This is a genomic window from Actinomyces bouchesdurhonensis (genome assembly GCF_900128465.1).
Classification (GTDB): domain Bacteria; phylum Actinomycetota; class Actinomycetes; order Actinomycetales; family Actinomycetaceae; genus Pauljensenia; species Pauljensenia bouchesdurhonensis.
Map to the genome: position 1 here is coordinate 231213 of NZ_LT635869.1, position 25364 is coordinate 256576.

Consider the following 25364-nt stretch of genomic DNA (forward strand, 5'->3'; position numbering starts at 1 on the left):
CGCGCAAGCGGGTCAGGCCGACGCAGGAGGGTGGTCAGGCGCGCGGTTGCGGCGACGCCTGCGATGAGGAGGACCAGCTGCACGAGGGACCATTGGGTGATGCTGGGCGTATCCGCAAAGGGAGGGTAGGGCAAGAACGCGTGGGAGAACGCTTCCCCCCAACCGGATCCGCTGCGCGGATACCTGCCCATCGCCGAAATCTTGGGGGAGGCCAGTGCGAGGATGGGCACGGTGATGACCGTGACGCCGAGGAATACCCACGCGATAGCGACAAGCTGGCCTCTGCCTTCGCGGCCTAGGGCCGAGCGTGCGAAGGAGGCAATGGATGCCAACAGGGGCGCGGCGAGGAAGGCAAGAAAGGAGAAGGCCGCGCTCGGGTGAGCTCCGACGAGGCCGAGGCAGCCGACGACCATGAAGATGCCCTGCGGAACGCGTCGAGCGAGCGCCCGAACGCCGTGCCCGTCACGCAGATCGGTGGCGAAGCGTCTTCCAGCGACGATGGCAGCTGCCGCGAGGCCGGGGACCAGCACGGTGCCCGTGGAGTTGGGCCACTGGTTGTACATGGTGAGCGCGTCGGCCGGCATGTTCAAGAGCGTGCCACCGATGATCGGGGCTGCGATGAGCGCTGAACGTGAGGCGGTCAGGACGGAGACGAGGGCCGCCAAGCCCGTCACCCACACGCCCATGAGTGCCAGGGACGACACGTTGGATGTCTGGATGACCGAGTCATAGCGAGCGAAGAGCGCGACGAAGGCGTGCCAGCCAGTGGGATAGTAGACTCGGCGCCCGCCGTAGAGTTCGTGAAGGCCACCGAAGGGGCTGGCATCCTTGCCGTACAGGATCGCGTGGACTCCGTTTTGGTGGAAGGTCGGATCCCACTGCTGGACTGGGTTGGCGGGGTCCGCGCCCGTCACGAGTGGCCACGCGGCCAAGAGGAATCCCCCGAGAACCGCACTCCACGTGACGGCGCGAACCGCGGCCTGTGCACCACCGATGGGGACCCGCACGCCGATAGCCTGGCGGAGTGGAACGCCGTTGAGGGCGAATCCTCCGTTGGTCCGACGAAAGAAGCTGAGACTCCACGCGATCGCCCCGCCGAGGGTGCTCAGTCCCAGGACGGGCATAACGGTGGAAGGTTCCCACTCGATGTTGAGTGCCGGGTAGAGGACTGACAGCATCGTGATGAGGCCGAACGTGAAGGCTGGTGCTGCCCCGATGGCGACCAGCGAGGAGCGCACGCCGGCCCGCAGCCACATGAACCCCGGTAGCACCAGGGCGACCGTCATGGCCAGCAGGGTCGGGACCAGCATCCACCAGGCCAGCACGAGTTACTCCTTTTCAGCGCCGCCGCGACGCTTACCAATAACCTCGATGATAACGGGCACGACGGAAATGAGGATGATGACAGCCAGGATGAGCGTCAGGTTGTCATGCACGAAGGGCACGTTGCCCAGGATCGCACCCACCAGGATGAAACCCGCGCCCCACATGAGAGAACCGAGCGTGTTGAACAGCAGGAACTTCGGATAGGGGTAGCGGGCCATGCCGGCGGCAAGCGGAATGAAGGTGCGCACGAAGGGAATAAAACGGCCGATGACGAGGGAGCGGCCGCCGTAGTTCGTGAAGTAGTGCTCAGCCTTGTCCAGGTGCTCAGTCTTGAGGATGCGGGCGTCCGGCTTGAAGAAGCGGCGCCCCCACTTCGCGCCCAGGAAGTAGCCGATCTGTGCGCCGAGGAAGGCGGCGACGACGACCATGGCGATCAGGGTCGGCAGGTGCAGGCCGAGGCGGTCGTGCAGCAGGCCGGCCGTGAACAGCAGGGATTCGCCGGGCAGCACGGGGAAAAGCACGCCAGATTCGATGAGGACGATGAGCATCGTTCCCGACAGGACCCACGGTCCCATTGCGACAAGCAGAGACTCAGGGTTCTTAAACCACTCGATAACGGTGCTCAGCATCGACGGATCCGATGCGGCCACGAATGTAGACCAGGTCACGATAGGGTCCTTTTCTGCCGGGAATATGTCCCCCTAACCCTACCTTTGTTGACCGCGAATATAGGATGGTCAACATGAGGAAGCGCAAGGAGTCACACGAGAGCACTCCGGTCGTCGATACGAACATCCTGTTCGTCCCCTCTTCGGCTGAGGATCCGAACGCCTTAGGGGTCGAGGGTCTCATGGGCATGATCGACGAGGCCGGGGCGGCCATCTCCCCTACCCAGCCTCCGGAACCGCCAGAAGTTCCACTATCTGAGGCACGCACCGAGGTCATGGACGCAGTCGTCATCCCCGCTTCATCAGCGCAGCCAATCGTCATGCCACCCAGCTTCCCGCNCGACCCTCAGCCCCGCCCGCACCCGACGGCACTGCCGCAGCGACCGACTCGCCAGCCGAAAACGAGACACCCACCAGCGGCGGCAAAGACTCCCCCGACGCAGCCGTCATCACACGAGCCAAAAACGGCGAGGTCACCCTCCCCGTTCCGGCCCGCAGGCTCCGACTCCCCCGCCCCGCCTACATCGCCGACCGAATGTTCACCCTCCGACGCCGACGTGAGGACATCGTCGACGTCATCATCGACCTCCTCGCAATCGTCGCCATTTGGACGATCGGCACGGTCGCCAGCGCCACGACGCACGGCGTCACCATGGACGTCCTGAAATTCCAGCTCGTCCGCAAGATACTGATCCTCCCAGTGAGCATGACCGAGGGCCTCATCGTCCTGACCACGCCGATCCTCGTGATCCTCTCCCTGGCGCTGCGCCGGCGCCTCCAGGCAATCATCCAAGCCCTCGTCACCAGCGTCATCGCAGCGATCGGCGGGTGGATCATCATCCTGGCCACCGGCCTGCTCCCCTCATATCTGATCGCACCCCTCAGCGTGGACCGCGCGATCGCCACGCAAGGCCACCAAACCGGCTTCGCCATCGCGATCAACCTCGTCATCGTCACCCTGAGCGCCCTGTTTACCTCCGCCGGCGAAGCCCAATCTATGAAGGCGATTCGCTGGGGATGGACGGGCCTGTGGATCACCCTGTTCTTGGGCGTCCTTCGTTCCTCCATGACCCTGCCCGTCGCATTCATCTCCGTCTTCATCGGTCGCGCGTTTGGCTCCGGTTCGCGCTGGTTCATGGGCTTCGACGATCAGCGCGCTAAAGGCGCGGCCCTCGTGGAAGCCCTCCTCGGCATCGGCATCACCCCTTCGCGCATCGTACGCACCGACCTGGACACCTCCGTCGAGCCATTGTCCACGTGGGCTGTCGCCGAAAACGCGCGCGGTCGCCTCACCCAGATGCCCGCTGACCTGGGGGACATGGGCATCACAGTCACCAGACGCCCTGACCCCGACCACAACCGGCACTATCAGGTGTGGGGTGACACCGGGTTAGCCTACGAACTCATCGTCATGGATCCCGGCCAGGAGCTGACGGGCACGCTCCTGGAAATGTGGAACAATTTGCGGCTGCGCGGCATTAGCCGCTGGGTCTCGCCTTCGCTCAAAGCGCAGGCGGAACGCTCCTCCTTCACGACCCTGCAGGCGCTGCGCGCAGGCGTATTCACGCAGGAACCCATCGCCATCGCGTCGGCGAATGACTCCATCATCATGGTCCTGTCCGCGCTCCCCCCGACGACACCCCTGACGGAGTTGGGCGAGCATGCCTCGGACGAGGTCTTGGACCGCGCGTGGGAACAGCTTCGTTACGCGCACACCCGCGGCATTTCACACCGTGCGCTCACGCCCGAGGCCGTTGTCGTGGATGATTCCTCCGACGTGTGGCTTCTCGACTGGGACTCCGGCGAGGTCGCGACCAGTGAGCTCAACCAGTCGATTGACATCGCTCAGATGCTGGTCCTGACGGCACTGGCTGTGGGTCCTCAGCGCGCCCTTGAGGCGGGCCGCCGTTGCGTCGGGGAGGATACCCTGATTGCGTGCGCGCCCGTTATCCAGAAGCCGGTCCTGCCAGCATCAGTCAACCAACTACTGCGCCGCTGCGACCTGCTGGGGGAGCTGCGCGCCGCCCTCGTGGGTGACTCCGAAGGCGAGGCCGCCCCGACTGCCGACCTGCAGCGTTTCCGCCCGCGCACGATCTTCACGATCGCAGTGGCGTTCATCGCGGTCTTTATCGTTGTCTCCTCGCTGAACTTCAGCGATCTTCTCTCCACCGTCACCAGCGCAAACCCGTGGTGGATGGCTGCGTCTGCGATGCTCGCCTGCCTCATTTGGGTGGGTTCTACCGTCCCACTCATCGCCTTGTCGCCAGAAAAGCTGCCGTTCAGGGACACCCTGATCGCTCAGATCGCGGCCTCGATCATCACGATTGTTGCACCCGCCGGCGTGGGTCCTGCTGCCCTGAACCTGCGTTATCTGCGAAAGCGGCGTGTGCCCACGGCGATGGCCGTGACGACGGTGACACTCATGCAGATTTCGCAAGCGCTCATCACGATCATTCTACTCTTACTGGTGATGGTGAGTGCTGGATCATCACTGTCCGTATCAGTGCCCTACGGCACGATTCTCGCTGTCGTCGGGGTCGTCATGGTCGCGGTCGGCGTCATCGGAGCCGTCCCGCGGGTGCGCCGCTGGATCTGGGGTAAAATCCAGCCGACGTGGCGCCAGGTTTACCCGCGCCTCCTGTGGATAGTCGGCAAGCCGCGCCGCCTCGCGGCTCTCGTGGGCGGCAACCTCCTGATGAACATCGGTTACGTGGGGGCATTCTGGACCGCCATGGTTGCTATGGGTGGTTCTTTGAACTTTTCCACTGTTGCCATCACGTACCTGACGGCGAACGCGGCGGGTTCTTTCATCCCGTCTCCGGGTGGTATCGGCACGGTCGAAACGGCGCTCACCTCGGGCTTAACAGTCGCGGGCGTGTCTTCCTCCGTCGCTATCGCTACTGCTCTGCTCTACCGTCTTGTCACCTTCTATGGGCGCATTCCGTTTGGTTGGCTCGCCATGAAGTACATGGAGAAGAAGGATCTGATCTGAGGCGTACGCATCCTGCGCCTCGGCCCTGGGGATGCTCACGGTGCTCGCTCCTCCTTGCGCGCGCCGCGGGGCTCAGATGTGTAGGGGTCTGGGTTTTCGGACCGTTTGTTGTGAGAGGGTTGTTCTGAGTAGTCCTGGCTGCTTGTGGCCGGGCAGAATGGATGACCATGAGGAAGTTCTCGAAGCACACGCCTGAGCAGATTGTCGTGAAGCTGGAGAAGGCCGAGGCGCTGGGAGGTGAGGGCATGAGTACGGCCCAGGCCTGCCGCGTGCTGGGTATCAGCGAGGCGACGTTGTGCCGGTGGCGCCAGCGTTATGGGTCGATGAGTCGTAGTGAGGCCAAGGAACTGCGCGAGTTGCGCGAACAAAACGCGCGCCTCAAACAGTTGCTGGGCCAAGCAGAGCTGGAGAAAGCAGCGTTGCGTGAGCTCGCGGAGGGAAACTTCTAGGCCCGGCGCGTCGGCACGAGGCTGTGAGCTACCTGGTTGGTCAGGGTTTTCTCAGCGCCTTGCACGGGCGCATTGCCGGGCTGTCCCGGTCAACGTATTGCCGAGCCCGCGCGGTGCCCTATGCCCGGGCTGGTTGTGGCGGTGTGTGGTTCGGTGTGCCAGTTCCGCGTTTGTTCTTGTGTGTTGGGGCACTGCACCCGATCCGTAGGCAATACACCTCTTCTGTTCGGGTGCAGTGCCCCTTATCGGGTGTAGCGCCCCTTATCGGGTGCAGTGCCCCTGTGCTTCTGGCAGTTGTGGCGGCTGGGGATGTGGGCACCTTGTGAGCTTGAGTGTCCCCTGGGCTTGAGCGTCCCCTGCTTGGTGTTCTTTGTGGCCTCGTGTTGTGGTTCCTCAGAAATGTCGCATGCAATTCCCGTGCAAACATTTCAAACATTGAAATCACATCGTTGGAATTGCAACGTTTTGGAGTGCTGGAGAAAGTTCGGGCACCCGAATTGCATGCGACTTATGGTTGATGAGGCGCGTCAGACTGACCTGGTCTTGGCCTGGTCTGGTTTTGTGGACCGGGTTGAGGGATGGTTGCTATTGGTGATGTTGCGCCCATTGGCGCGCGTATTGGTTGGGCGAGAGCCAGCCGAGCGCGCTACGGGGGGCGTTCGTCATTGAAGCGCTGGGACCAAGCGCCGATCAGAGCGCGCGCGTGGTTGAGGTCCTCGAACATGTTGTCCTCGAGGAGTTCGTCGCGCATGCGGTTGTGCAAGGACTCCACGAACCCGCCCAGCCACGACTGGCCCGGCGGGATGAACGCTTGGAACGTGTCATGCTCGCTGGCCCAGCGCCCCAAGGCTCCGGCGATGAATTCGGGCCCATTATCGGCGCGCAGCACCTGGGGAGCCCCATGGGCCAGGACAGCCAGGTCAAGCATTTCGATCACGTCGGCGGCACCCATGCGCCGCTCGACGCGAAAAGCCAGGTGTTGACGGGTGAACTCATCGACCCATAACGCTGGCGCCACCGGCACAACGTCGCCTCGCTGATACCCAGCACGCGGCAGGCCTGGGCCGTACTCATGCCCTCACCTCGCAGCGCCTCGGCCTTCTCTAGCTTCACAACAATCTGCTCAGGCGTGTGCTTCGAGAACTTCCTCATGGTCATCCATTCTGCCCGGCCGCAAGCAGCCAGGACTACTCAGAACAACCCTCTCACAACAAAAGGTCCAAAAACCCAGACCCCTCCATCAGATGTGAAGCAACTGGACGTTTCGTCGCACCGTAAGATTCTCGTTCCCCATCTCAGTCATGACGACCGTGGCGCTTATGACACTCGCACTACGCGTCGGCCCCCTGAACCCGGCGTTGAAGATCTGGAACCGGGTACCACTCGAAACTCCGGCCACGCTTGACACGCATCAGGTATCCCCCATCCTCAAGGCCACGCAGATCGACATGCGCCGTCTGCAGCGTCACCCTGTACTTGTCCGCATGTGCAGCAGCTGTCACAGTAAAAGCGGAATCCTTTAACGCTTCCTCAATGACCCCGATCTGTCGATTATTGAGCTCGGTGCGCCTCAGAAGATGCTTCATCTGTCCCATCTCCTTAGACTTTCTCGCCAGATACTCATGCAGCTCACGAATTGCTCGACACATGACCTCGGCGTGCCAAATGAGGAAGTAGGTGAGATCCCCTTCATCTTGCTCAACCTCAAGGAACGAGCGGGCATACTGCGCGGGCGCCCTGCGCAGAAGCCGTGAGACAGGCACGAAGTCCATGAGAAAGAAGCCCTCACGAAGCATGACCCACTGGGCGATGACGCGGGCTGTGCGCCCGTTCCCATCGACGAAGTAATGGTCGTAGCCCATCATGAAATGAACGACGAGCGCCCTCACGAGGGGCGGCACATATTGCGACGCATACTCCCCCACGCCATTGGCGAAGTCGCACAGACGCCGGAGCCGTTCAGGTAACTCCTCGGCCGGCGGCGGCACATGCAGCAGCTGCTCATCGCCTTCACTTCCGTAGATACGAATTCGCTCCTCACCCTGGCGCTGCAGGCGCCCTGCATCCTCCGCCTCGTCGAGCGTCCCATCCGTCACGATGCGGTGGACTCCGCAGATGAATTCGGGAGTGAGCTCCTCACCCAAGTGATCGCGCACGAATTCGAGGGCAAGGAAATTGTTCAGAATCATCCGCTCCGAGCGAGTGCGCGGATCCTTCTTTTCTCGGAGCATCTTTTTCGCGTCACGCCGCGTCGTAGACGCCCCCTCCATCTGGGAGGAAGTGATCGCCTCTTCGTAGAGAGAGTTGATCAGGTACCTATCCCTCACCCCCTGCGTCGCCACCTCTGCGGGCAGCTCCATCTGACCGCGCGCCTGTGCCGTAATCTCCTCATTCAACCGCAAGAAGCGATCTGGGAGATTAAACGTCAGGCGCGTCCCGTCCGTCATGATGAAGGGAGTGGGCCGGGCCGTCGAGGCGCGCGCAGTGCGCACCGCGTACCACCACTCCTCACGCATCAGCCCATCTGGCACCGGCTCGGCACGGAAGTAATACTCCCACGGGCGATACTCTGGATCGTCCAGTCCGCCAGCGAGGGCACGGAGAACGAAGAGATGTCGCTCGTCATCCGCGTTCGCCAAACTGGCGATGACGCGTTCGCGCAGCTCGCCGAGCCGACAGGGCGGAGGGACGGGAGTCTTCATGGCTTCTCCGTTCACACGAACATCAAGTTACTTCTAATTTTATCTTAATTTGAAGCAAGTAGACACACAGGCGCATCAGGTCGCGGGATTCCACGTTCGAAGAACGGCGCTCACCCCCGCCTCGCCCGACGCCGCCGCGGCGCTACTGCACGCGCATCTCGCCCTCGATAGCCGCCAGCTTCACCCCGCTCACGGCCCGGATTGCGTCCAGCGAGCCTGCGGGCGCACGCAACGCGTAGCCCTGCAGAGCGTTCTTATACTCGCGTTCAACCTCGACGGTCGCATCCGGATAGACACCAGCCACAGCCTCGTTGATGGAGGCAAGGGTAGCCTCACGGTCAGCCCCTTCTTCGAGGTGGACAATGATGATGACGAGCCTCGCCGGGTCATCAGCACCGGTCGACGCTTCCGGCATGCTGGGTTCGGTTTCGCCGCTCTGCGTGCCTTTCGGGGTCAGCGCACGATCAGGGTCGATCACCGGAGAGGACGAGGCCGTGGCAACCGATGCGGACTGGGATGAGTCCGCGTCGGACTGGGATCCCCGATCGCTGGTGGGTGTCTGCGAGGAGGACACTGAGCAGCTCGCGACCGCTAGCGCGCACGTTCCGACGCCAGCGAGGATGGCGGCTGGTTTCTTCATGGGCATAGCGCACTCCTTCGTATTCACAGGCAACCAAAACAGTTGCGACAGCACCGCTGTCTCGGCAGATACGTCCAACATACCGCAGGACAACAGCCGCCGTGCGCTCCGGAGTATCACGCCCACCACTGCCTCGTCGCATGGGTGAGGCCGGGGCCGGGTTGCTCGTGGTGAGCGTTCCCGGGCCCCGGCCTGGTGAATCAGAAGCAGCCAGCGTTAGGGCCGTAATACTCCGGAGGTGTCAAAGGAATACGTCCGACCGTCAATGACCTGCGTACCGGTCACCATCGCGCCGGAAGGAGACAGGTAGTACCACAAACCACCAAGCTGGAGCCAGCCGGTGCGCATCACACCCGAAGAGTTCAGGTAATACCACAGCCCATCAACCTTAACCCACCCGGTGTGCATATCACCGGAGGCACCCAGGTAATACCAGGAGCCGCGATCAAACAGCCAGCCCGTAGCCATCACCTTCGTGGCGGGATCCATGTAGTACCAGTACGGCCCACCGTAGGCACCGTCGCGCACCCAGCCACCCACAAGAGCACCCTCGGAATCGGCGTACACCCACTCCCCGCTGGCACGCTTGAGGAACCCGGTCATCATGTAACCGGACGGACCGAACTGGTAGTCGCGCCCATTGATAGTGAACCAGCCGCCCGTCAGATAGTCAGTCCCGTTCGCGCACACGTACCACCAGCCCACGGCATCCTTGGCCCAATGACCGCCCGCAGGATCCGCGCACGGCAAACTCACGCCCGGATTACCGGTAGGCAAGTCAACGCTCACAGCCTCGGAATGATTCAAACCGTAGTCCCACGCGAGCACATACGGGTTGGCGATCACGTCACCGGTGCCACCCTGATCACTCCACGCCTGCTCGATCACGCTCATCGGAATCTCCACGTGGTAGCTGTAGGTACCATCGGCCCCCTTAACGCCCTCATCCTCGGTGAAGACGTGGCGGTAGAACCACAACCCATCAGCCGGGTCATGCAAATCCACGCCAGCCAGAGGCGAAGCATCCGCGACATCAAAGGAAACAACCATGTCATCCCCCTCCCCCTCGTAAGCCAGGTTAGAAATGACGGGCGCCGTGGTATCAAGACGGAAATCGTAAGAAATAGACTGCTCACGCTGAGACGGCCCATCGTTGTGGGCGGAAAGCCTCAACGTGTACTCGCCATCAGGCAGATCCTTAAACGCCTCGGCGCGCGCATCCAAGGATGTGGAATCGTGGCCGTCCTCGACCCAGGTCATCTTGCCCGTGCCGGGGTTGACGCCGGACTTCCACGCCTGGTGGGTGACGTAGGAAGCGACCGGCTTGCCGGCGGCGTCAGCGTACACAGTGTTGAGCGTGTGGATGCTGCGCAGGGTGCCCGTGCGGGGTTCGAGGACCGTGGGGGCGCCCGAGGCCTCAGACCGCGAGATCACGTAACGGTCCGCCTTGGGCTCTCCGGTGCGCTCACCCACCTTGATGAGGGGGTTGTACCCGAGGGAATCCCCGGTCACCCCATTCACGATGCCTGAAGCGAAAGTGTGCGCCCCACCCTGGGATGCGAGCGCATCGAAGATGGGAGCCTTCCCCCAGTCACCATAGAAACCCAGGTAGGGCACGGCCAGGTCGGGCTCACCATCGGTCTTCGAGGCGAAGCGCACAAAGCCGTCCAAGAACGTGCCGTTTGGCGCATTGTCCGCCACGTAAGAGGCGAACTCGGAACCGGGCGCAATATCAACGCCGACGGTGACCTCGCCGGAAGCAGGAACAGTCACACTCGCACCCTCGCCGGACCCGGCGGCTGCACCGGAATAGGTGACGGTGACCCCCTTACCACGCCAGTCGGTGGCGCTGCTGGTGAAGAAGCCGCCGTCCACGATCTCGGACAGGGCCTGGGAGCTCAGCTCGTAGGTCGCCTCCACGCCGGAGAGGTTGTGGAGGGTGACGTCGAAGTGCCAGCCCGTCGTGCCATCCCCCAGGTCGGCCTTGGGGCGGGAGGGCTCAGGCGCACCCACGACGGTCGGGTACACGGACGAGGTCGTGGCAGCCAGAGCGTTCACGAGGCCCGCGCCCTGCTTACGCGGGGAATAATAGGCGCCGCTGTCCTGAGCTGGATCAACGACAGGAGTCGCGGTTCCCATGATGAGGTTCTGGACGACGTCGGCTTTCTGGCGCGCGCTCATCGAGGCGAACATCGGGTCGGACTGGACACGCTGCAAGACGACGGCGCTGACGCCGGCCATCTGCGGGGTCGCCATGGACGTGCCGGAGAGGTGGTCGTACTTGCCGTCCAGGATGGCGGAATAGATGTTGCCGCCCGGAGCGGTGACCTCGGGCTTCAGGCGCAGGTCGGGGGTGACGCCCCACGAGGAGAAGTCGGACATCGAGTACTTGGCGCTCGGCGTCACGGTCTTGCCGTCGACGAGGGTCAGGTGGTGGTCGGCGGCCTCAAGCATGGCCTTGCCGCTCTCATTGGAGATGAAGGCGGCTGGCACGTCCAGTGTCGTCACGCTCATGATCATGAGCGAGTCGCCGGCGACGTTGTTGTAGACGAGGATGCCAGCGGGGTTGAGCGGGGCCAGGTTCTCGATCTTCTTCTGGAAGGTCATCTGGCCGCGCGAGACGAGCACGAACTTGCCGGCCAGGCCATCCGGGTACTTCGCCTTCAGGGCGGCAGCGTCCTCCTCGGAGGCGAAGCCGCCGTCCACGTACTCGTAGTCGCCGGGAGTCATCTCGGAGAGTTCAGCGACCTTTTCGCCGTTGAAGCCGCGCGCACGCTGGTATGCGATGTCTTTGCCGGCCGCCGTAAAGGCGTTGTAGGACAGCAGGTTATCCATCGAGGCGACGGAGACCACGGAGGAGTAGGTCGCGGGTTCACACTGGGTGGAGGAGTCCGGGTCGGACGCGTAGGGCAGGTTCTTGCCAGACAGGTTCCCGTATCCGGCCGAGTAGTGGTTACCGGCCGCAGCATTCACGGTGATTCCCGCGTCCTGCAGGCTCTTGAATACGGTCGCGTATACCGAGTCGGCCTCGTTGTCCATGCCGCCGAGCTGGCCGAGCGACAGGTTCACGACGTCGGGGTGCAGGACGACCATGTCGTCGAGCGCGGCCAGCAGCGCGGAGTCGGGAATGTCGCCCTCCACGCTGCGCGAGACCTTCGCGACGATTATCTGCGCCTCTGGTGCGACGCCGATGATCTGGTCCGCATCACCGGCAGTGATGCCAGCGACGTGCGTGCCATGCGAGCCGTAGTCGCCTGGACTCGGCATCGCGTCATTGTCATCGTCCGCGTAGTCGTAGGCGAAGGGGAACTTCTCGTTGTAGTAGATACCGGTCTTGCCCATGCCCAGCTGGGGGGTCAGGGCCTCGACATCGGCGGCTGTCATCGCGGGCGTTCCCGTGAGGGTGCCGGAGAAGGCAGGGTGAGTCATTTCCACGCCCGTGTCGATGACGGCGACGACTGTGCCTTCACCCTTCTGGGTGAGTTGGTCGGCGTGCATCATGAGCTGGGCGCTCAGGTTGTCAGGGTTCTGACCGGCCACGCGCGGGGCCGGGGTTGCGCCCTCCGCGTCGATGCCAATGGCATCGGCGATTGGCGTGTCACGTTCAATGAAGGCGGATTGGACGCCGTTCGCGCGGCGGATCGCGTCCAGGGCGCCGGCGGGTGCCTTCAGGGCGAAGCCGTCAAGAGCCTTGTTGTACTCGCGCTCCACACTCGCGGTGGCTCCGGGCAACGTCCCGGCCACGGCCTCGTTGATCGAGGCGAGGGCGCTCGCCCGATCGGCCCCGTCCTGCAGCTGGACGATAATGCCGACCAGACGCGCCGGATCCTGGCCGCTCACCGTCACGTCAGTATCGGGCGTAGCAGTCTCGCCATTCTTTGAGGTCAGTGCAGTGTCAAGATCACCGACAGGCAGGGACGAGGCCGAGGTTCCCTGGTCGGGTTGCGCAGGAGTTGGTGGCGCCGCGAGGGTCGCCGGGCCCGTGACTGCGAGTGCGCAGGCACCGACGAGCGCGAGAAGCGCCGTTGGTTTTTTCAGTGTCATGTGCGTTGCTCCAATGTGTCGACAGGCGACCGTCCCTTGAGGGGAGAGAGACCTCGTCGTGTCGGTCGCCACACCCAACATACCGCACGTGACAAGAGCGACAAACTTTATCCCACATTGGGAAACAATTGGCAATCGTTTTACTGACAAACTATGGGGAGGCCCGGGAGCACGAGCATCGCTCTACTCCCGGGCCTCCCCGTTCGTTCCGTTCGACCCGGAACCTATCAGGTCACCTGACCCACGCACCCGACGTGTCAAAGACGTACGTGCGTCCGTTGATCGTATGGGTGCCGGTATACATGGCACCATCCGGCCCCAGGTAGTACCAGGTATCGCCCAAGCGCAGCCACCCGGTCGCCATCGCTCCCGAGGAGTTCAGGTAGTACCACGAGCCGTCAACCTGTACCCAACCCGTCGCCATTGCGCCGTCAGCATTCAGGTAGTACCAGGAACCACGATCAACCAACCAGCCGGTGTGCATCACCTTGGTCACCGGGTCCAGGTAGTACCAGTAGGGGCCACCATAAGCGCCATCACGCACCCAGCCGCCCACGAGAGCGCCCTCGGAGTTCGCGTAGACCCACTCACCGCTCGGCCGCCGCAGGAAGCCCGTGGCCATGTAGCCGTTGGGGCCGAAGAGGTAGTCGGAGCCGTTGATCGTGAACCAACCGCCCTTCAGGTAATCCGTGCCGCTCGCGCAGGCGTACCACCATCCGGTGGTGTCCTGAACCCAGTGTCCGCCCGCGGGGTTAGTGCACGGAGCCGTCACCCCCTCATTACTGGAGGGCAAGTCGATCGTGGTGGCCTCCGAGTGGTTGAGACCGTAGTCCCAGGCAAGCAGGTAGGGGTGCGCAATAATGTCACCCTCGCCGCCCTGATCGGCCCAACCGAGCTCAAACTCACCCAGACCGATACTTAGGCTCTCGCGGTACCTGCCTTCGCTGTACCACTGGTGGGCGTCATCCTCACTAACACTGCGGTAGAACCACAGGCCACTGCCGGGGTCGTGCAGGGTAAAGCCGGCGATGGGTGACTCGTCACTGATTTCCAGATCGAGAACGGGGCCAGCCATATCATCGAGGTCCACGCTTGCCCGCTCGATGACCGGAGGCGTCGTATCGACGCGGAAGTCGTAGGAGATGGACTGCTCGGTCGGCGAAGGACCGTCGTTGCGTGCTGAAATCGTTAGCTTGTACGCACCGTCAGGCAGGTTCTTGAACTCATCAGAGTTCAAGTCCAGGCCTCTGGACTTGTGGTCCTGCTCCACCGGGTTCATGACCCCATTGGATCCCATGGCTGACTTCCAGTTCAAGTGCGACTCGAAGGACGCGACGACCTCACCGGCTTCGTTCGTGTAGGTGGTGGTCATCGTGTGCACGGACCGCAGAGTGCCCGTACGCGGATCGATAGCCGTGGGAGCACCAGGGGCCGTCGAGCGTGAAATGACGTACTTGTCGGACTGGGGACGAACAGTACGCTCCGACACCTTGCGCAGGGGGTTGAACCCAAGCAGGTCCCCGTTCGTACCGTTGTAAATGCCCGAGGCGAGGACGTGTCCATCCCCCTCAGAGGCCAGCTGATCGAAGATCGCGGGTTTGCCCCAGTCACCATAGAAGCCCATGTAGGGGACGGTCAGGTCGGGCTGACCGTCGGTCTTCGAAGCGAAGCGTACGAAGCCCTCGAGGAAGGTGCCCGAGGGAGCATTGTCGCTGACGTAGCGCGCGAATTCGCTGCCGGGCGTGACGTCGATACCGACAGTGGCCTCACCGCCTCCGGGGACGGTTACGGTCGCGCCCTCGCCGGACGCGGAAGCCGCGCCCGAGTAGGAGATTTCCACGCCACGGCCTCGCCAATCAGAGGAACGCTCCGTGAAGAAACCGTCCGTCACGATGTCGGAAAGCGCCTGTGAGTTCATTTCGTAGGTTGCAGGCACGTCAGAGAGATTGTGCAAAGTGACGTCGAAGTGCCAGCCGTTCGTTCCGTCACCCAGGTCCGCCTTGGGCCGGGAAGGTTCAGGCGCGCCCGCGACGCTCGGGTACACGGACGAGGTCGTGGCCGCCAGAACATTGACCAGGCCGGACCCCTGCTTACGCGGGGAGTAGTAGACGCCGGTGTCCTGGAGGGGATCGACAACGGGGGTCGCGGTGCCCATGAGGAGGTTTTGGACCACGTCAGAGCGCTGTCGGGCACTCATTGACGCGAACATCGGGTCGGACTGGACACGCTGCAGGACGACGGCGCTCGCGCCAACGAGCTGGGGCGTCGCCATGGACGTGCCGGACATGAATCCGTAGGCACCGTCAGGCACTGAGGAGTAGATGTTACCGCCGGGGGCGGTGACCTCCGGCTTGAGACGCAGGTCGGGGGTGACCCCCCACGAGGAGAAGTCCGACATCGCGTACTTGTTGCTCGGAGCCATCGTCATGCCGTCAACGAGCGTCAGGTGATGGTCGTCAGCGGCCAGCATGGCTTGCCCGTCCGCCTGCGAGATGAAACCGGCGGGCACGCCCAGGGTCGTCAGGCTCATGACCATGAGCGCGTCGCCGGGGACGTTGTTGTAGACGAGGACGCCGGCTGGGTTCAGGTCAGCGAGGTTTGACACCTTGTCGTCGAAAGTGAGCTTGCCGCGAGAGACCAGCACGAACTTACCGGCCAGGCCGTCCGGATACTTTTCCCTGAGGGCCGTCGCGTCGTCCTGGGAGGCGATTCCTCCGTCAACATACTCGTAGTCACCGGGCGCCAGTTCGGAGATGGAGGCGATTGTGCCGCCACTCTCCGCGCGCGCACGCTGGTAGGCGATGTCCTTGCCCGCAGCCTTAAACCCGTTGGCTTGCAGCATGTTGTTCAGGGAGGCCACGGCGACGACGGGGCTGTACGAAGCGGGTTCGTCCAGGGTCGAGGAGTCGGGGTCGGACGCGTATGCCAGGTTCTTGCCGGAGGTGTTGCCGTAGCCGGCAGAGAACTCGTTGCCGGCTGCTGCGTCGACAATGATGCCCTTGTCCTGCAGGTTTTCGAAGACGCCTGCGTACAGCGAGTCGGCTGCGTTATCCATGCCGGCGGTCTGGCCAAGCGACAGGTTCACGACATCGGGATGCAGGACCGCCATGTCGTCAAGAGCGGCGATAATCGCGGAGTCCGGGATACCACCGCCATCACGCTCAACCTTGGCGACGATGATTTGGGCGTCAGGGGCAACACCCATAATCTCGTCGGCGTTGGCCGCGGCAATACCCGCCACATGCGTGCCGTGTGGGTCCGACGGTGACGCGTCGTTGTCATCGTCCGCGTAATCGTAGGCGAAGGGGAATTTCTCGCTCACATACACGCCGGTCTTACCCCCTCCGAGCGTGGGAGTCAGGGCGGCGACACCGTCAGCACTCAGTGCGGGAGCACCCGTCAGGGCGCCGGCGAAAGCCGGGTGGCTCGTGTCGACTCCCGTATCGATAATGGCGACGACCTTACCTTGCCCCTTTTGGGACACCTGGTCGGCGTGCATTATGACCTGAGCACTGAGGTTGTCGGGGTTCTGGTCGGGCAGGCGGGAGGCCTCGAATCCGCCTTCAGCATCAACCGACATGTCGTCGGTGACCTGCATTTCGCGGTCAAGGAATGCTCCCTTGACGCCGCTCACGGCCCGGATTGCGTCCAGCGATCCAGCGGGAGCGTCCAGGGCGAATCCCGTCAAGGTGTTCGAGTATTCGCGCGTCACCTGAGCGGTAGAGCCCGGGAAAGACTGGGCCACGACCTGGTTGATCGAGGCGAGTGCACCCGCGGGGTCGACCCCATCATCGAGCTGGACGATGATGCTAACGACGCGCGCCGGATCCTCTCCGACCGGGTCCTGGGAGGAGGGGGCGACCAGCGTCTCNCGCCGTCCACGATCTCGGACAGGGCCTGGGAGCTCAGCTCGTAGGTCGCCTCCACGCCGGAGAGGTTGTGGAGGGTGACGTCGAAGTGCCAGCCCGTCGTGCCATCCCCCAGGTCGGCCTTGGGGCGGGAGGGCTCAGGCGCTCCCACCACGGTCGGGTACACGGACGAGGTCGTGGCAGCCAGGGCGTTCACGAGGCCCGCGCCCTGCTTACGCGGGGAGTACAGGGCCCCCGAGGTCTGGGCGGCGTCGGTCAGGGGACGCGCGGTTCCCATGATGAGGTTCTGAACCACATCAACCTGCTGACGCGCGCTCATCGAGGCGAACAGCGGGTCGGACTGGACGCGCTGCAAGACGATCGCGCTGATGCCCGCCATCTGCGGGGTCGCCATCGAGGTGCCCGACGTCTGCTCGTACGCACCGTTCGGTATAGCGGAGAAAACGTTGCCGCCGGGCGCCGCGATCTCCGGCTTGAGGTGCAGGTCGGGGGACACACCCCACGAGGAGAACTCCGAGGCCTCGTAGGTGGTGGACTGGGGCAGGACCTGGCCCTCGGCGATGGTCAGGTGGTGGTCGGCGGCCGCCAGCATGGCCTGCCCGTCGGCCTGGGAGATGAACGCGGCGGGCACATCCTGGGTCGTCAGGTTCATGATGATGAGCGAACCGACCGAGACGTTGTTGTAGACGAGGACGCCCGCCGGGTGCAGGTCGTAGAGGTTCTCGACCTTCTTCTGGTAGGTCATCTTGCCGCGCGAGACGAGCGCGATCTTACCGGACAGCCCGTTCGGGAACTTCTCCTTCAGGGCGGCAACATCCTCCTCGGAGGCGAAGCCGGCGTCCACGTACTCGTAGGTGCCGGCGGGCAGGTCGGAGAAGTAGGCGACCTTCTCGCCGTTCATGCCGCGCGCACGCTGGTAGCCAATATCCATGCCGGCGGCCGTGAAGGCGTTACGGATGAGCGCGTTCTCGACGGAGCCGACGGCCACGACCGAGGGGTAGGTGGCGGGCTCGTCCATCACGGAGGTGTCGGGGTCGGAGGCGTAGGGCAGGCCCTTGCCGGAGTTGTTGCCGTATCCGGTCGAGAAGGCATTGCCTGCGGCCGCGTTGACGGTGATCCCCTCCTCCTGGAGCTTCTTGTACACGGTGTCGTAGACCGAGTCGGCCTCGTTGTCCATGCCGGCCGTCCACCCCAGCGACAGGTTGATGACGTCGGGGCGCAGGACAACCATGTCGTCGAGGGCTGCCAGGAGGGACGAGTCCAACAGGGCGTCGTCCTCGCTGCGCGTCACCTTGCCGACGATGATCTGCGCGTCCGGGGCGGTGCCAACGATCTTGTCGGCGTTGCCGGCGGCGATGCCAGCGACGTGCGTCCCATGGAATCCGGAGCCGCCCTCGCGCGGGGCGGCATCCGCGTCGTCATCCGCGTAGTCGTAGGCGAAGGGGAACTTCTCGTTGTAGTAGATACCGGTCTTGCCCATGCCCAGCTGGGGGGTCAGGGCCTCAACATCGTCCTCGGACAGGCCGGGAGTACCCGATAGAGCAGGGCTGAAAGCCTGGTGCGTCATGTCGACACCCGTGTCGATGACAGCAATGACTGTGCCTTCACCCTTCTGGGTCACCTGATCGGTTCGCATCATGAGCTGGGCGCTCAAGTTTGCGGGATCTTGCCCCTCCGTTCGCGCAGCCTGCGTGCCGCCCTCGGCATCGACGGCGGCAGCGTCGTTCACGTGCCCTTCACGCTCCAGGAACGCCGCCTGAACGCCGTTCGCGCGGCGGATCGCGTCCAGGGCGCCGGCGGGTGCCTTCAGGGCGAAGCCGTCAAGAGCCTTGTTGTACTCGCGCTCCACACTCGCGGTGGCTCCGGGCAACGTCCCGGCCACGGCCTCGTTGATCGAGGCGAGGGCGCTCGCCCGATCGGCCCCGTCCTGCAGCTGGACGATAATGCCGACCAGACGCGCCGGATCCTGGCCGCTCACCGTCACGTCAGTATCGGGCGTAGCAGTCTCGCCATTCTTTGAGGTCAGTGCAGAGTCAAGATCACCGACAGGCAGGGACGAGGCCGAGGTTCCCTGGTCGGGTTGCGCAGGAGTTGGTGGCGCCGCGAGGGTCGCCGGGCCCGTGACTGCGAGTGCGCAGGCACCGACGAGCGCCAGGAGGACAGCTGGTTTCTTCATTGACATAAGCCTTCTCCAATGAGTGTCACAGACAGCTGCCGACAGTGTGGTTGCTCCCACGTTGCAGCCGCCAGGGACAACGCTACCGGAAAAGAGGCAACTGACAATCACCAGAGCGCTAACGAAACTATTAAGACAATCTAACGTGTCAATGGGCGGGACCCGGAAACACGCTCATGCTGCATTTCCGAGCCCCGCCCGTTCACCGTGTGTTGACAGTGGTTACTTGACCCACACGCCGTTGGCGTCCAGGTAATACCAGGTGCCGCCCAGGTTGATCCAACCCGTCGCCATCGCACCCGAGGAGTTCAGGTAGAACCACCGACCATCGAGGTCAAGCCAACCCGTCACCATCGCGCCCGAACCGTTCAGGTAGTACCAGGTGCCACCCAGGTTGAGCCAACCCGTCGCCATCGCGCCGTTGGCGTCCAGGTAGTACCAGGTGCCGCCCAGGTTGAGCCAACCCGTCGCCATCGCGCCGTTGGCGTCCAGGTAGTACCAGGTGCCACCCAGGTTGAGCCAACCCGTGACCATCGCGCCGTTGGCGTCCAGGTAGTACCAGGTGTTACCAAGCTTGAGCCAACCCGTCGCCATTACGCCGTTCGCGTCGTGGTAGTACCAGGCGCCAGCTTCATTGATCCAACCGGTGCGCATGTAGCCGTTGGCATCGAAGCGGAAAACACGTCCGCCGATCGTGGCCACAGTGTCCTTCGGGTAGGAACCGTCAGCGTTCACGTACCACCAGCCGGTCGAGTTCTGCATCCAGGTGCCCTCGGGCGAGGGCTGAGGCTGCGGGTCCGGCTGAGGCTGCGGGTCCGGCTGAGGCTGCGGGTCCGGCTGAGGCTGGGGATCCGGCTGAGGCTGGGGGTCCGGCTGAGGCTGGGGATCCGGCTGAGGCTGCGGGTCCGGCTGAGGCTGCGGATCCGGCTGAGGCTCAACCCATGGCGCAGGCGCCTTCGCGTCCTGCTTCACAGACTTCACAACGGCGATCGTCGTCGCCGTTGCCTCGGTTCCGTCGGGTAGGGTGGCGGTCAGGTTCACCTGATCCCAGTCGATAGCGTTACCGCCGGTGATCGTGGCACTCTTGCCGTCCTCTGCCACGTTCAAAATGACAGCGCCACCGTACTCCAGGCCCCAGGACAGGGTCGCGTCCTTGAACTTCTTGGGCAGCATCGGCGTCAGGGTGACAGACTCGCCCTCGTCAAGATCCACACGAAGGCGATTGAGAGCAATCTCGTCCTCGCCCAGCTCGGTGGCGCACACCTGGACGCTCGCCATCACCGGATCAAAAACCATCGGATCCAAGTAGTCGGCGACAGCACGAACGTCCGTGCAGCCTTCCTTCTCCGCCGTCACGAGGCCTGATGCATCATCGACAGTCAGGATGTCAATATCATCGGCGGTCCAGTTGATCACCGTCTTGTTTGCGTTGTCAGGCTCGTGGGTGACGCCAATGTTCGTCTGCTGACCGACAGTCATGTTGAGCTGACCGGACTCGATACCAAAGTCGAGGGAGGTCATCGCGATGGGTTCAATCGCGATGTCAGCGCGCTTCGAAGGCTTCCCGTCGCTCCCCCACGCGACGAGCTTAACGGTCGCAGGTAGGGCCTCCGTGTGGCCTGCCTTGGTCCAGGCCGCCTGAATGTCGGAGAACTTGATTTCAAAGCTGTAGTGATGGACGCCATCGTCAGTGACGTTGCCGGGGAAGTCGACAACTCGATGATAAAAGATCGCGTCGGTCGACGGATCGCGCAGATCGATGCTGGACAGGCCAGGGTTGTCATCGACCTTGAATGTCACGGAGCCGCCGAGACCCTCACTGATGGTCTTGACCTGAGAAACGGTGGGGCCATACATGTCGGGGGCGGGCGCCGCGTGCGCGGGTACGCCGAAAGCACCGGACGCCACTACCGCGCCGGTCGCCAGGGTCGCTAGGAACGCCCTGTGAATTAACTGGGTCATACTCACTCCAATGTTGATCCAACGAACTATTCCAGCTGGTTAGGCTTGGGGTTCGTAATGCGAACGGTACTGCGCAAATGAATACCTAGCAACGCATTACTCACTTACCATCGTATAATTACAAGTATATTTGCGGAGTTAATGCGCGCACTATTGCGCTTTTCTCTACCACATGCAGCCATATTCCTTACCACTGCACATATGTTCGTTTTTACACACACATTTTCTCAGCACGCGATACATGCAAAGCGCGATTATTCCGCCACTACACTCACCTGACTAGCTGGTCAGTATGCTCATACATCGACACGTACTGACACCACTTGAATCCACGGCCACACCCGTACGACGCCTATGAGTCTCGACCCGCGCACCCCACCGCGACGAAGACACACGCAGCGCACAGCTACTGCCGGTCCGACAGCTCCAGGTTCGCACGCACGACAACGCCGATCCGTTCAACCATCGAGTCATCAACCCAGGACCCATCGAGCGCGTCCAGCCGAGGATGCGCCCCTTCTTCGCCAGGAAGACGATCAAAACCGAGAATTGCCCGCCACAGAGGGATGAGTTCCTCGTGGTAAGTGTGCCCATGTCCGCCGGGGGCAGTACCGGCGACGGGCAGGTCAGCAAGCACCTGAATGTAGGTGACGAAGCGCGTGAATTCAACGGAACGGGAGACGTCACGCCCCGCGCGTTCGCGCAGCCAGTCCGGCTGCGTCCAGATGAGCTTGTTGTTCCACCACACGACAGGGTCCGAGGGATGCTGGGCATAGACGATACGCGGGAACCCCCACAGCCCAAGCTCGCGCCCATACAGATCGGTACGCAGATCGGAAGGCTCGTTAACGAAGCGCACTCGGCGAGCGTTATGAACGACGGGGGCAACCTCGGGGCTGCCCTTGTGACGAGCAGTCGTGAGTTCCTTGTGCATCGGCGTGAAGGCGGGGGTACCCACCCACAGGGCACCATCAACGCGGGTGAGCACGTCCTCAACGGACGCAAACACAGACTGCGACGCGAAAGCGCCGAGGGACTCACCGCACACAAACAGCGCAGGACGGTCGGCCTCGTCCATGAGATCCAGCTCGGCGCGAACCGCCCGGAACAGTGCGGCGGAAGCCTCCTTAGCAGGTTCGAGGCCGGTAAGCCAGTTCAGGACAGACGGCACGAACGAGTATTGCAACGAGGCCGTGGCGCAGTTGCCGCGCGTGAGGAACTCGAGGGGTTGGACCTGCCACTCGTCGACCCAGCCCGAACCAGTGGAAGCAGCGATGAGGATAACCGCGCGCGTGAATGCTCCCGTGCGGCGCAGCTCAGCGACGACAGCGGAGACAGCCTGTTCGATGCCGTTCCCACCCGTGGGCAAACCGGCGTAGACGCGGATAGGTTCCATGGCCTCGCCTCCGCTCACCTGCGCGATGTCGAGGCGGGAGGGACCGCGCCCAAGGAAAACGCGCCCCTGCCCGCCCACGGATTCCCAGGTAATGGGGGACGCCGGGGACGCAGAGCGTTCAGGAACGAATGGCTTGTAGATGCCACGCGCGGTACGCATGTTCACCTGTTCGGCCTTGTGTCGGAAGAAACCAATGCCGCCACGCAGGATGACTTTCGACGTCAGGAAAAACATGATGACAAACAGGATGGCGATGCCAGCAATCACTGCGGCAGGGAGGGGAATGAACGTAGCCAGGTACACGATGAGGGCGCGACCCACACGGCTGAACCCCTCGACGATAGCGAGGAGCGTCCATGCGACGACGACCGTACCTGCAGTTCCTAGAAGGTAGTCGCCGAAGGTTTCGCCCGGCATCTTCACGAGCGTCGATGCGGTGCGGGCCCGCCGATACGACTGGATAACTGCGTACACCCACCAGATGGCAAAGAGAACCGCTGCGGTCGCGCGGAACCCAATTTCGACCGGTTCGGATGCGCGGATTGTCAGGCCGGTGGCGCGGATGATCAGTGTCCCCAGGTTCTGCACGAAAACGCCTGCGACATAGCCACCGGCGACGAGGATACCCGAGGCAACCGCGTGCCACGCCCATGAGCGTGCCATGAGTGAGGGTGACACACTCACCGCGTACATGGCGAACGCCGCGATCACTCCCAGAAACGACAAACCCATGACGCCCATTGTGCCAGGCACTGACGATGTGTTCAGGAGAGGTACCAGCCCCAGGTTCCCATCAGCGAACGCGTGTCCCAACGCGGAAAGTTACCGATCGGACGCTCCCGTGTGTGATGCCGCGGGAGACGCGCGCGATGCTGAGCAGGAGAAATGCGGCGCAGAGGTGACCAACACTGCCGCATTCTTGCCACCAGGTTAAGGATTCACATACACTGGAAAGCGTTTATTACTGGGAGGTGACGATGTCTCTGTTTGAGGACGATCCCGACGCGATACGTCGTCAGGAGCGCCAAGTTCAAGAGCAAGCAGAGCGCGCCCGCGTGATGCGCCAACGAATTGAAGCGGTCCAGGGTGTGGGCACGTCAGCAGACGAGCGCGTCGAGGTGGTCGTCGACTCCGGCGGAACGCTCCTCGGCATCGGCATCGAGGGCGTGTCCAACGAGGTGTGCGAGGCGATCATGGCCGCCTACACGGCCGCCCGACGCGACGCCGGCGAGCAGGTCATCAGCGCCTCCCAGGCCGCCTTCGGCGAGAACTACGCGGGCATCGAACGCATGCGTTCCCTGTACGGCGTGCCTGACCCGCAGGATTCGAACGCCGACACACCGGATCCTTGGACCGCCCTGAGAGGGCACTGACCATGTCGGAGAACCTGTCAGCCGATCCGTCAGCCATCAGGGCGCACGCGATGCGACTCTCCTCGTACCAGGGCGACCTTGAGCAGGCGTCCGACGCATTGCGGGCGGCCGCCGCCTCCACAGGCGCTTTTGGAATGATGGTCGGCCCCATTATTGCCCCCCTTTTCCAGCTCGTCGAGGCCGGTGAGCACCTCGCGATCAGCGGAGCAGGCCTCGCCCTGGACAAGCTCTCGCAGTCCCTGATCGCGAGCGCGCGCAGCTTCGAGACAAGCGAAGCCTCGTCGTCGAGTTCCGTAAATCAGGCGGGAGCAGGCTTACAGGGAGGCGGCAGTGGCGACTGACGGCACCAATCCCCTGGTCGCACAGCGTCAGGACACCACGTCGACCCTGTCGGGGGCCGGCGTCTTCGACGACATCCAACAGCTCAGCGAGGCGATCGACAACAAGTCGTGGGTCAGCGGCGCGCTGGCTGGCGTCGCGCTGGGCGTCGACACGATCGCCTACGTATCCGATCCTCTGGGCACACTGATGGCCTGGGGCATCGGGTGGGTCTTCGACCATATCCAGCCCTTCAAGGATTGGCTGCTCCAGCTCGCCGGTGACGCGGATCAGCTGCGCGCGAACGGGCAGACATGGAAGAACGTATCCGCGACCCTGAAGGCCGCGGCGGATAACATCGAGAAGGATGTTCGTTCGTCCTTCCCCGAAGGGTCCTTCACGGGAAGCACCGCGACCGCGTACTTCGCCGCGTCGGGTGCCACCACAAAGGGCATAGCTATGACGGGCGCGCTCTCGGGCGCGGTCGGCACCGCCTACGACGTGTGCGCGGTGATCATCCAATTCGTCCACGACTTCGTGCGCGACGCGATCAGCCAGGTCGTCGCCTCCATCCTGTCCTACGCGGCGGAGTTGGTCGCTTCCTTTGGGACCGCGTTCCCCCTTGTGATGGAACAGATCTCCACCAAGGTCGCGTCCCTGATGGGCAGCGTCTCCAAACGCGTCACTGCCCTGAAGGAATCCCTGTCGAACCTGGGCACCAAGCTGACAAAGGGCGACGAGCTACTCAAGACCTTGAAAGAGTGGCTTCACAAGCTCACTCACGGGGACGCGTCCACTTCTCACGGCGACCTTCCTGCTGATAGCGCGCCTCGTCGTTCCTCATCACACCCAACTGTCACCGCCGCTGATCTTGATGCTCTGCCCCAGGCACCAACGAACCCCGGAGTTAACTCCGAGGCACTGAATAAGTGGGCTGATGAGGTCGCCGCCGCCCACCCAGCGTTATCGAGAGACGAAGTGTTAGCAGCCTACGATTACTCCACTTCCAACTACCGCAACATCAACGGTTGGCTCCGTGATTCGTCGCACCCCGTCTCTCCCCAAATCCCCAAAACTGTCGACAACCTCAATAGCCTGCTCGACAAGTTACCCTCACACGAGGGAACGGTTTACCGCGGAACACAAGTCCCCACGGAAACACTTGAGCAAGCACTCAGATCAGGGGTGTACAGCGATCCGGCTTTCTTGTCGAGCAGTACTGACGGTGAAGTAGCGCGAAGCTTCATGCAAAGCGGTTACCCCGATCCCGGCAGCACCAAAGTCCTCTTTGAGATCGATGGCCATTCGGGGTCTTCCATCCAGCGCATGTCTCAAATCCAACATGAAGCGGAAGTGCTCTTTAAGAGCGGAACAAAGTTCGATATTCTGGACTATCGAATCGATCCATACACCGGCTATTACTTCATTAGAATGGCGGAGCAGTAACAG

15 protein-coding genes and 1 pseudogene are annotated in these 25364 nt (G+C 63.0%); 5 read left to right on the top strand and 11 right to left on the bottom strand.

Annotated features, from left to right (window positions below):
• Positions 1-1325, bottom strand: a 1325-nt coding sequence (locus tag BQ7477_RS09510; protein ID WP_338072957.1) for a DUF6541 family protein, incomplete at its 3' end; no start/stop codon positions are given.
• Positions 1326-1328: 3 nt separating this feature from the next.
• Positions 1329-1955 (bottom strand): DedA family protein, encoded by a 627-nt coding sequence (locus tag BQ7477_RS09515; protein ID WP_073983857.1) that lies wholly within the window; start codon positions 1953-1955, stop codon positions 1329-1331.
• Between the two features lie 574 nt (positions 1956-2529).
• On the opposite strand from BQ7477_RS09515, the gene BQ7477_RS09520 reads away from it, so the two are divergent.
• Entirely contained in the window at positions 2530-4986 is a 2457-nt protein-coding gene (locus BQ7477_RS09520) for a lysylphosphatidylglycerol synthase transmembrane domain-containing protein (protein WP_234968781.1), read from the top strand.
• A gap of 167 nt (positions 4987-5153) precedes the next feature.
• The gene (locus tag BQ7477_RS09525) at positions 5154-5435 is read left to right on the top strand and encodes a transposase (RefSeq protein WP_039936984.1); all 282 of its coding nucleotides are present in this window, start codon (positions 5154-5156) and stop codon (positions 5433-5435) included.
• A 646-nt stretch (positions 5436-6081) separates the two neighbouring features.
• Here the strand turns inward: BQ7477_RS09525 and BQ7477_RS09530 are convergent.
• The 9 genes and pseudogenes from BQ7477_RS09530 to BQ7477_RS09570 form a co-directional block, all read right to left on the bottom strand.
• Positions 6082-6459, bottom strand: coding sequence for an integrase core domain-containing protein (locus BQ7477_RS09530; protein WP_129582551.1), 378 nt, complete (start codon positions 6457-6459; stop codon positions 6082-6084).
• Positions 6369-6587: a helix-turn-helix domain-containing protein gene (locus BQ7477_RS09535; RefSeq protein WP_073983707.1), complete on the bottom strand. Its 219-nt coding sequence runs from the start codon at positions 6585-6587 to the stop codon at positions 6369-6371. The genes BQ7477_RS09530 and BQ7477_RS09535 overlap by 91 nt, the downstream gene beginning before the upstream one ends.
• A 179-nt stretch (positions 6588-6766) precedes the next feature.
• Complete coding sequence (locus tag BQ7477_RS09540; protein ID WP_073983708.1) at positions 6767-8137, bottom strand: Fic family protein; 1371 nt, start codon at positions 8135-8137, stop codon at positions 6767-6769.
• Between the two features lie 142 nt (positions 8138-8279).
• Positions 8280-8783 (bottom strand): hypothetical protein, encoded by a 504-nt coding sequence (locus tag BQ7477_RS09545; protein ID WP_073983709.1) that lies wholly within the window; start codon positions 8781-8783, stop codon positions 8280-8282.
• Between the two features lie 210 nt (positions 8784-8993).
• Positions 8994-12821 (bottom strand): S8 family serine peptidase, encoded by a 3828-nt coding sequence (locus tag BQ7477_RS09550; protein ID WP_073983710.1) that lies wholly within the window; start codon positions 12819-12821, stop codon positions 8994-8996.
• A gap of 232 nt (positions 12822-13053) precedes the next feature.
• Positions 13054-16686 (bottom strand): S8 family serine peptidase, encoded by a 3633-nt coding sequence (locus BQ7477_RS09555; protein ID WP_073983711.1) that lies wholly within the window; start codon positions 16684-16686, stop codon positions 13054-13056.
• Positions 16687-16694: 8 nt separating this feature from the next.
• A pseudogene (locus BQ7477_RS09560) lies at positions 16695-18872 on the bottom strand (S8 family serine peptidase); the annotation flags it as partial.
• 216 nt (positions 18873-19088) lie between these two features.
• Positions 19089-20828, bottom strand: coding sequence for an Ig-like domain-containing protein (locus BQ7477_RS12715; RefSeq protein WP_073983712.1), 1740 nt, complete (start codon positions 20826-20828; stop codon positions 19089-19091).
• A gap of 406 nt (positions 20829-21234) precedes the next feature.
• A complete protein-coding gene (locus tag BQ7477_RS09570) occupies positions 21235-22965 on the bottom strand; it encodes an alpha/beta hydrolase (RefSeq protein ID WP_084795782.1) in 1731 nt (576 codons plus the stop codon).
• Positions 22966-23201: 236 nt separating this feature from the next.
• On the opposite strand from BQ7477_RS09570, the gene BQ7477_RS09575 reads away from it, so the two are divergent.
• The 3 genes from BQ7477_RS09575 to BQ7477_RS09585 are packed head-to-tail and all read left to right on the top strand — an operon-like array spanning position 23202 to position 25361.
• Complete coding sequence (locus BQ7477_RS09575) at positions 23202-23597, top strand: YbaB/EbfC family nucleoid-associated protein (RefSeq protein WP_073983859.1); 396 nt, start codon at positions 23202-23204, stop codon at positions 23595-23597.
• 2 nt (positions 23598-23599) lie between these two features.
• Positions 23600-23938, top strand: a complete 339-nt coding sequence (locus BQ7477_RS09580; RefSeq protein ID WP_073983713.1) for a type VII secretion target — start codon at positions 23600-23602, stop codon at positions 23936-23938.
• Positions 23928-25361: an ADP-ribosyltransferase gene (locus BQ7477_RS09585; protein ID WP_073983714.1), complete on the top strand. Its 1434-nt coding sequence runs from the start codon at positions 23928-23930 to the stop codon at positions 25359-25361. The genes BQ7477_RS09580 and BQ7477_RS09585 overlap by 11 nt, the downstream gene beginning before the upstream one ends.
• Positions 25362-25364: the final 3 nt, after the last annotated feature.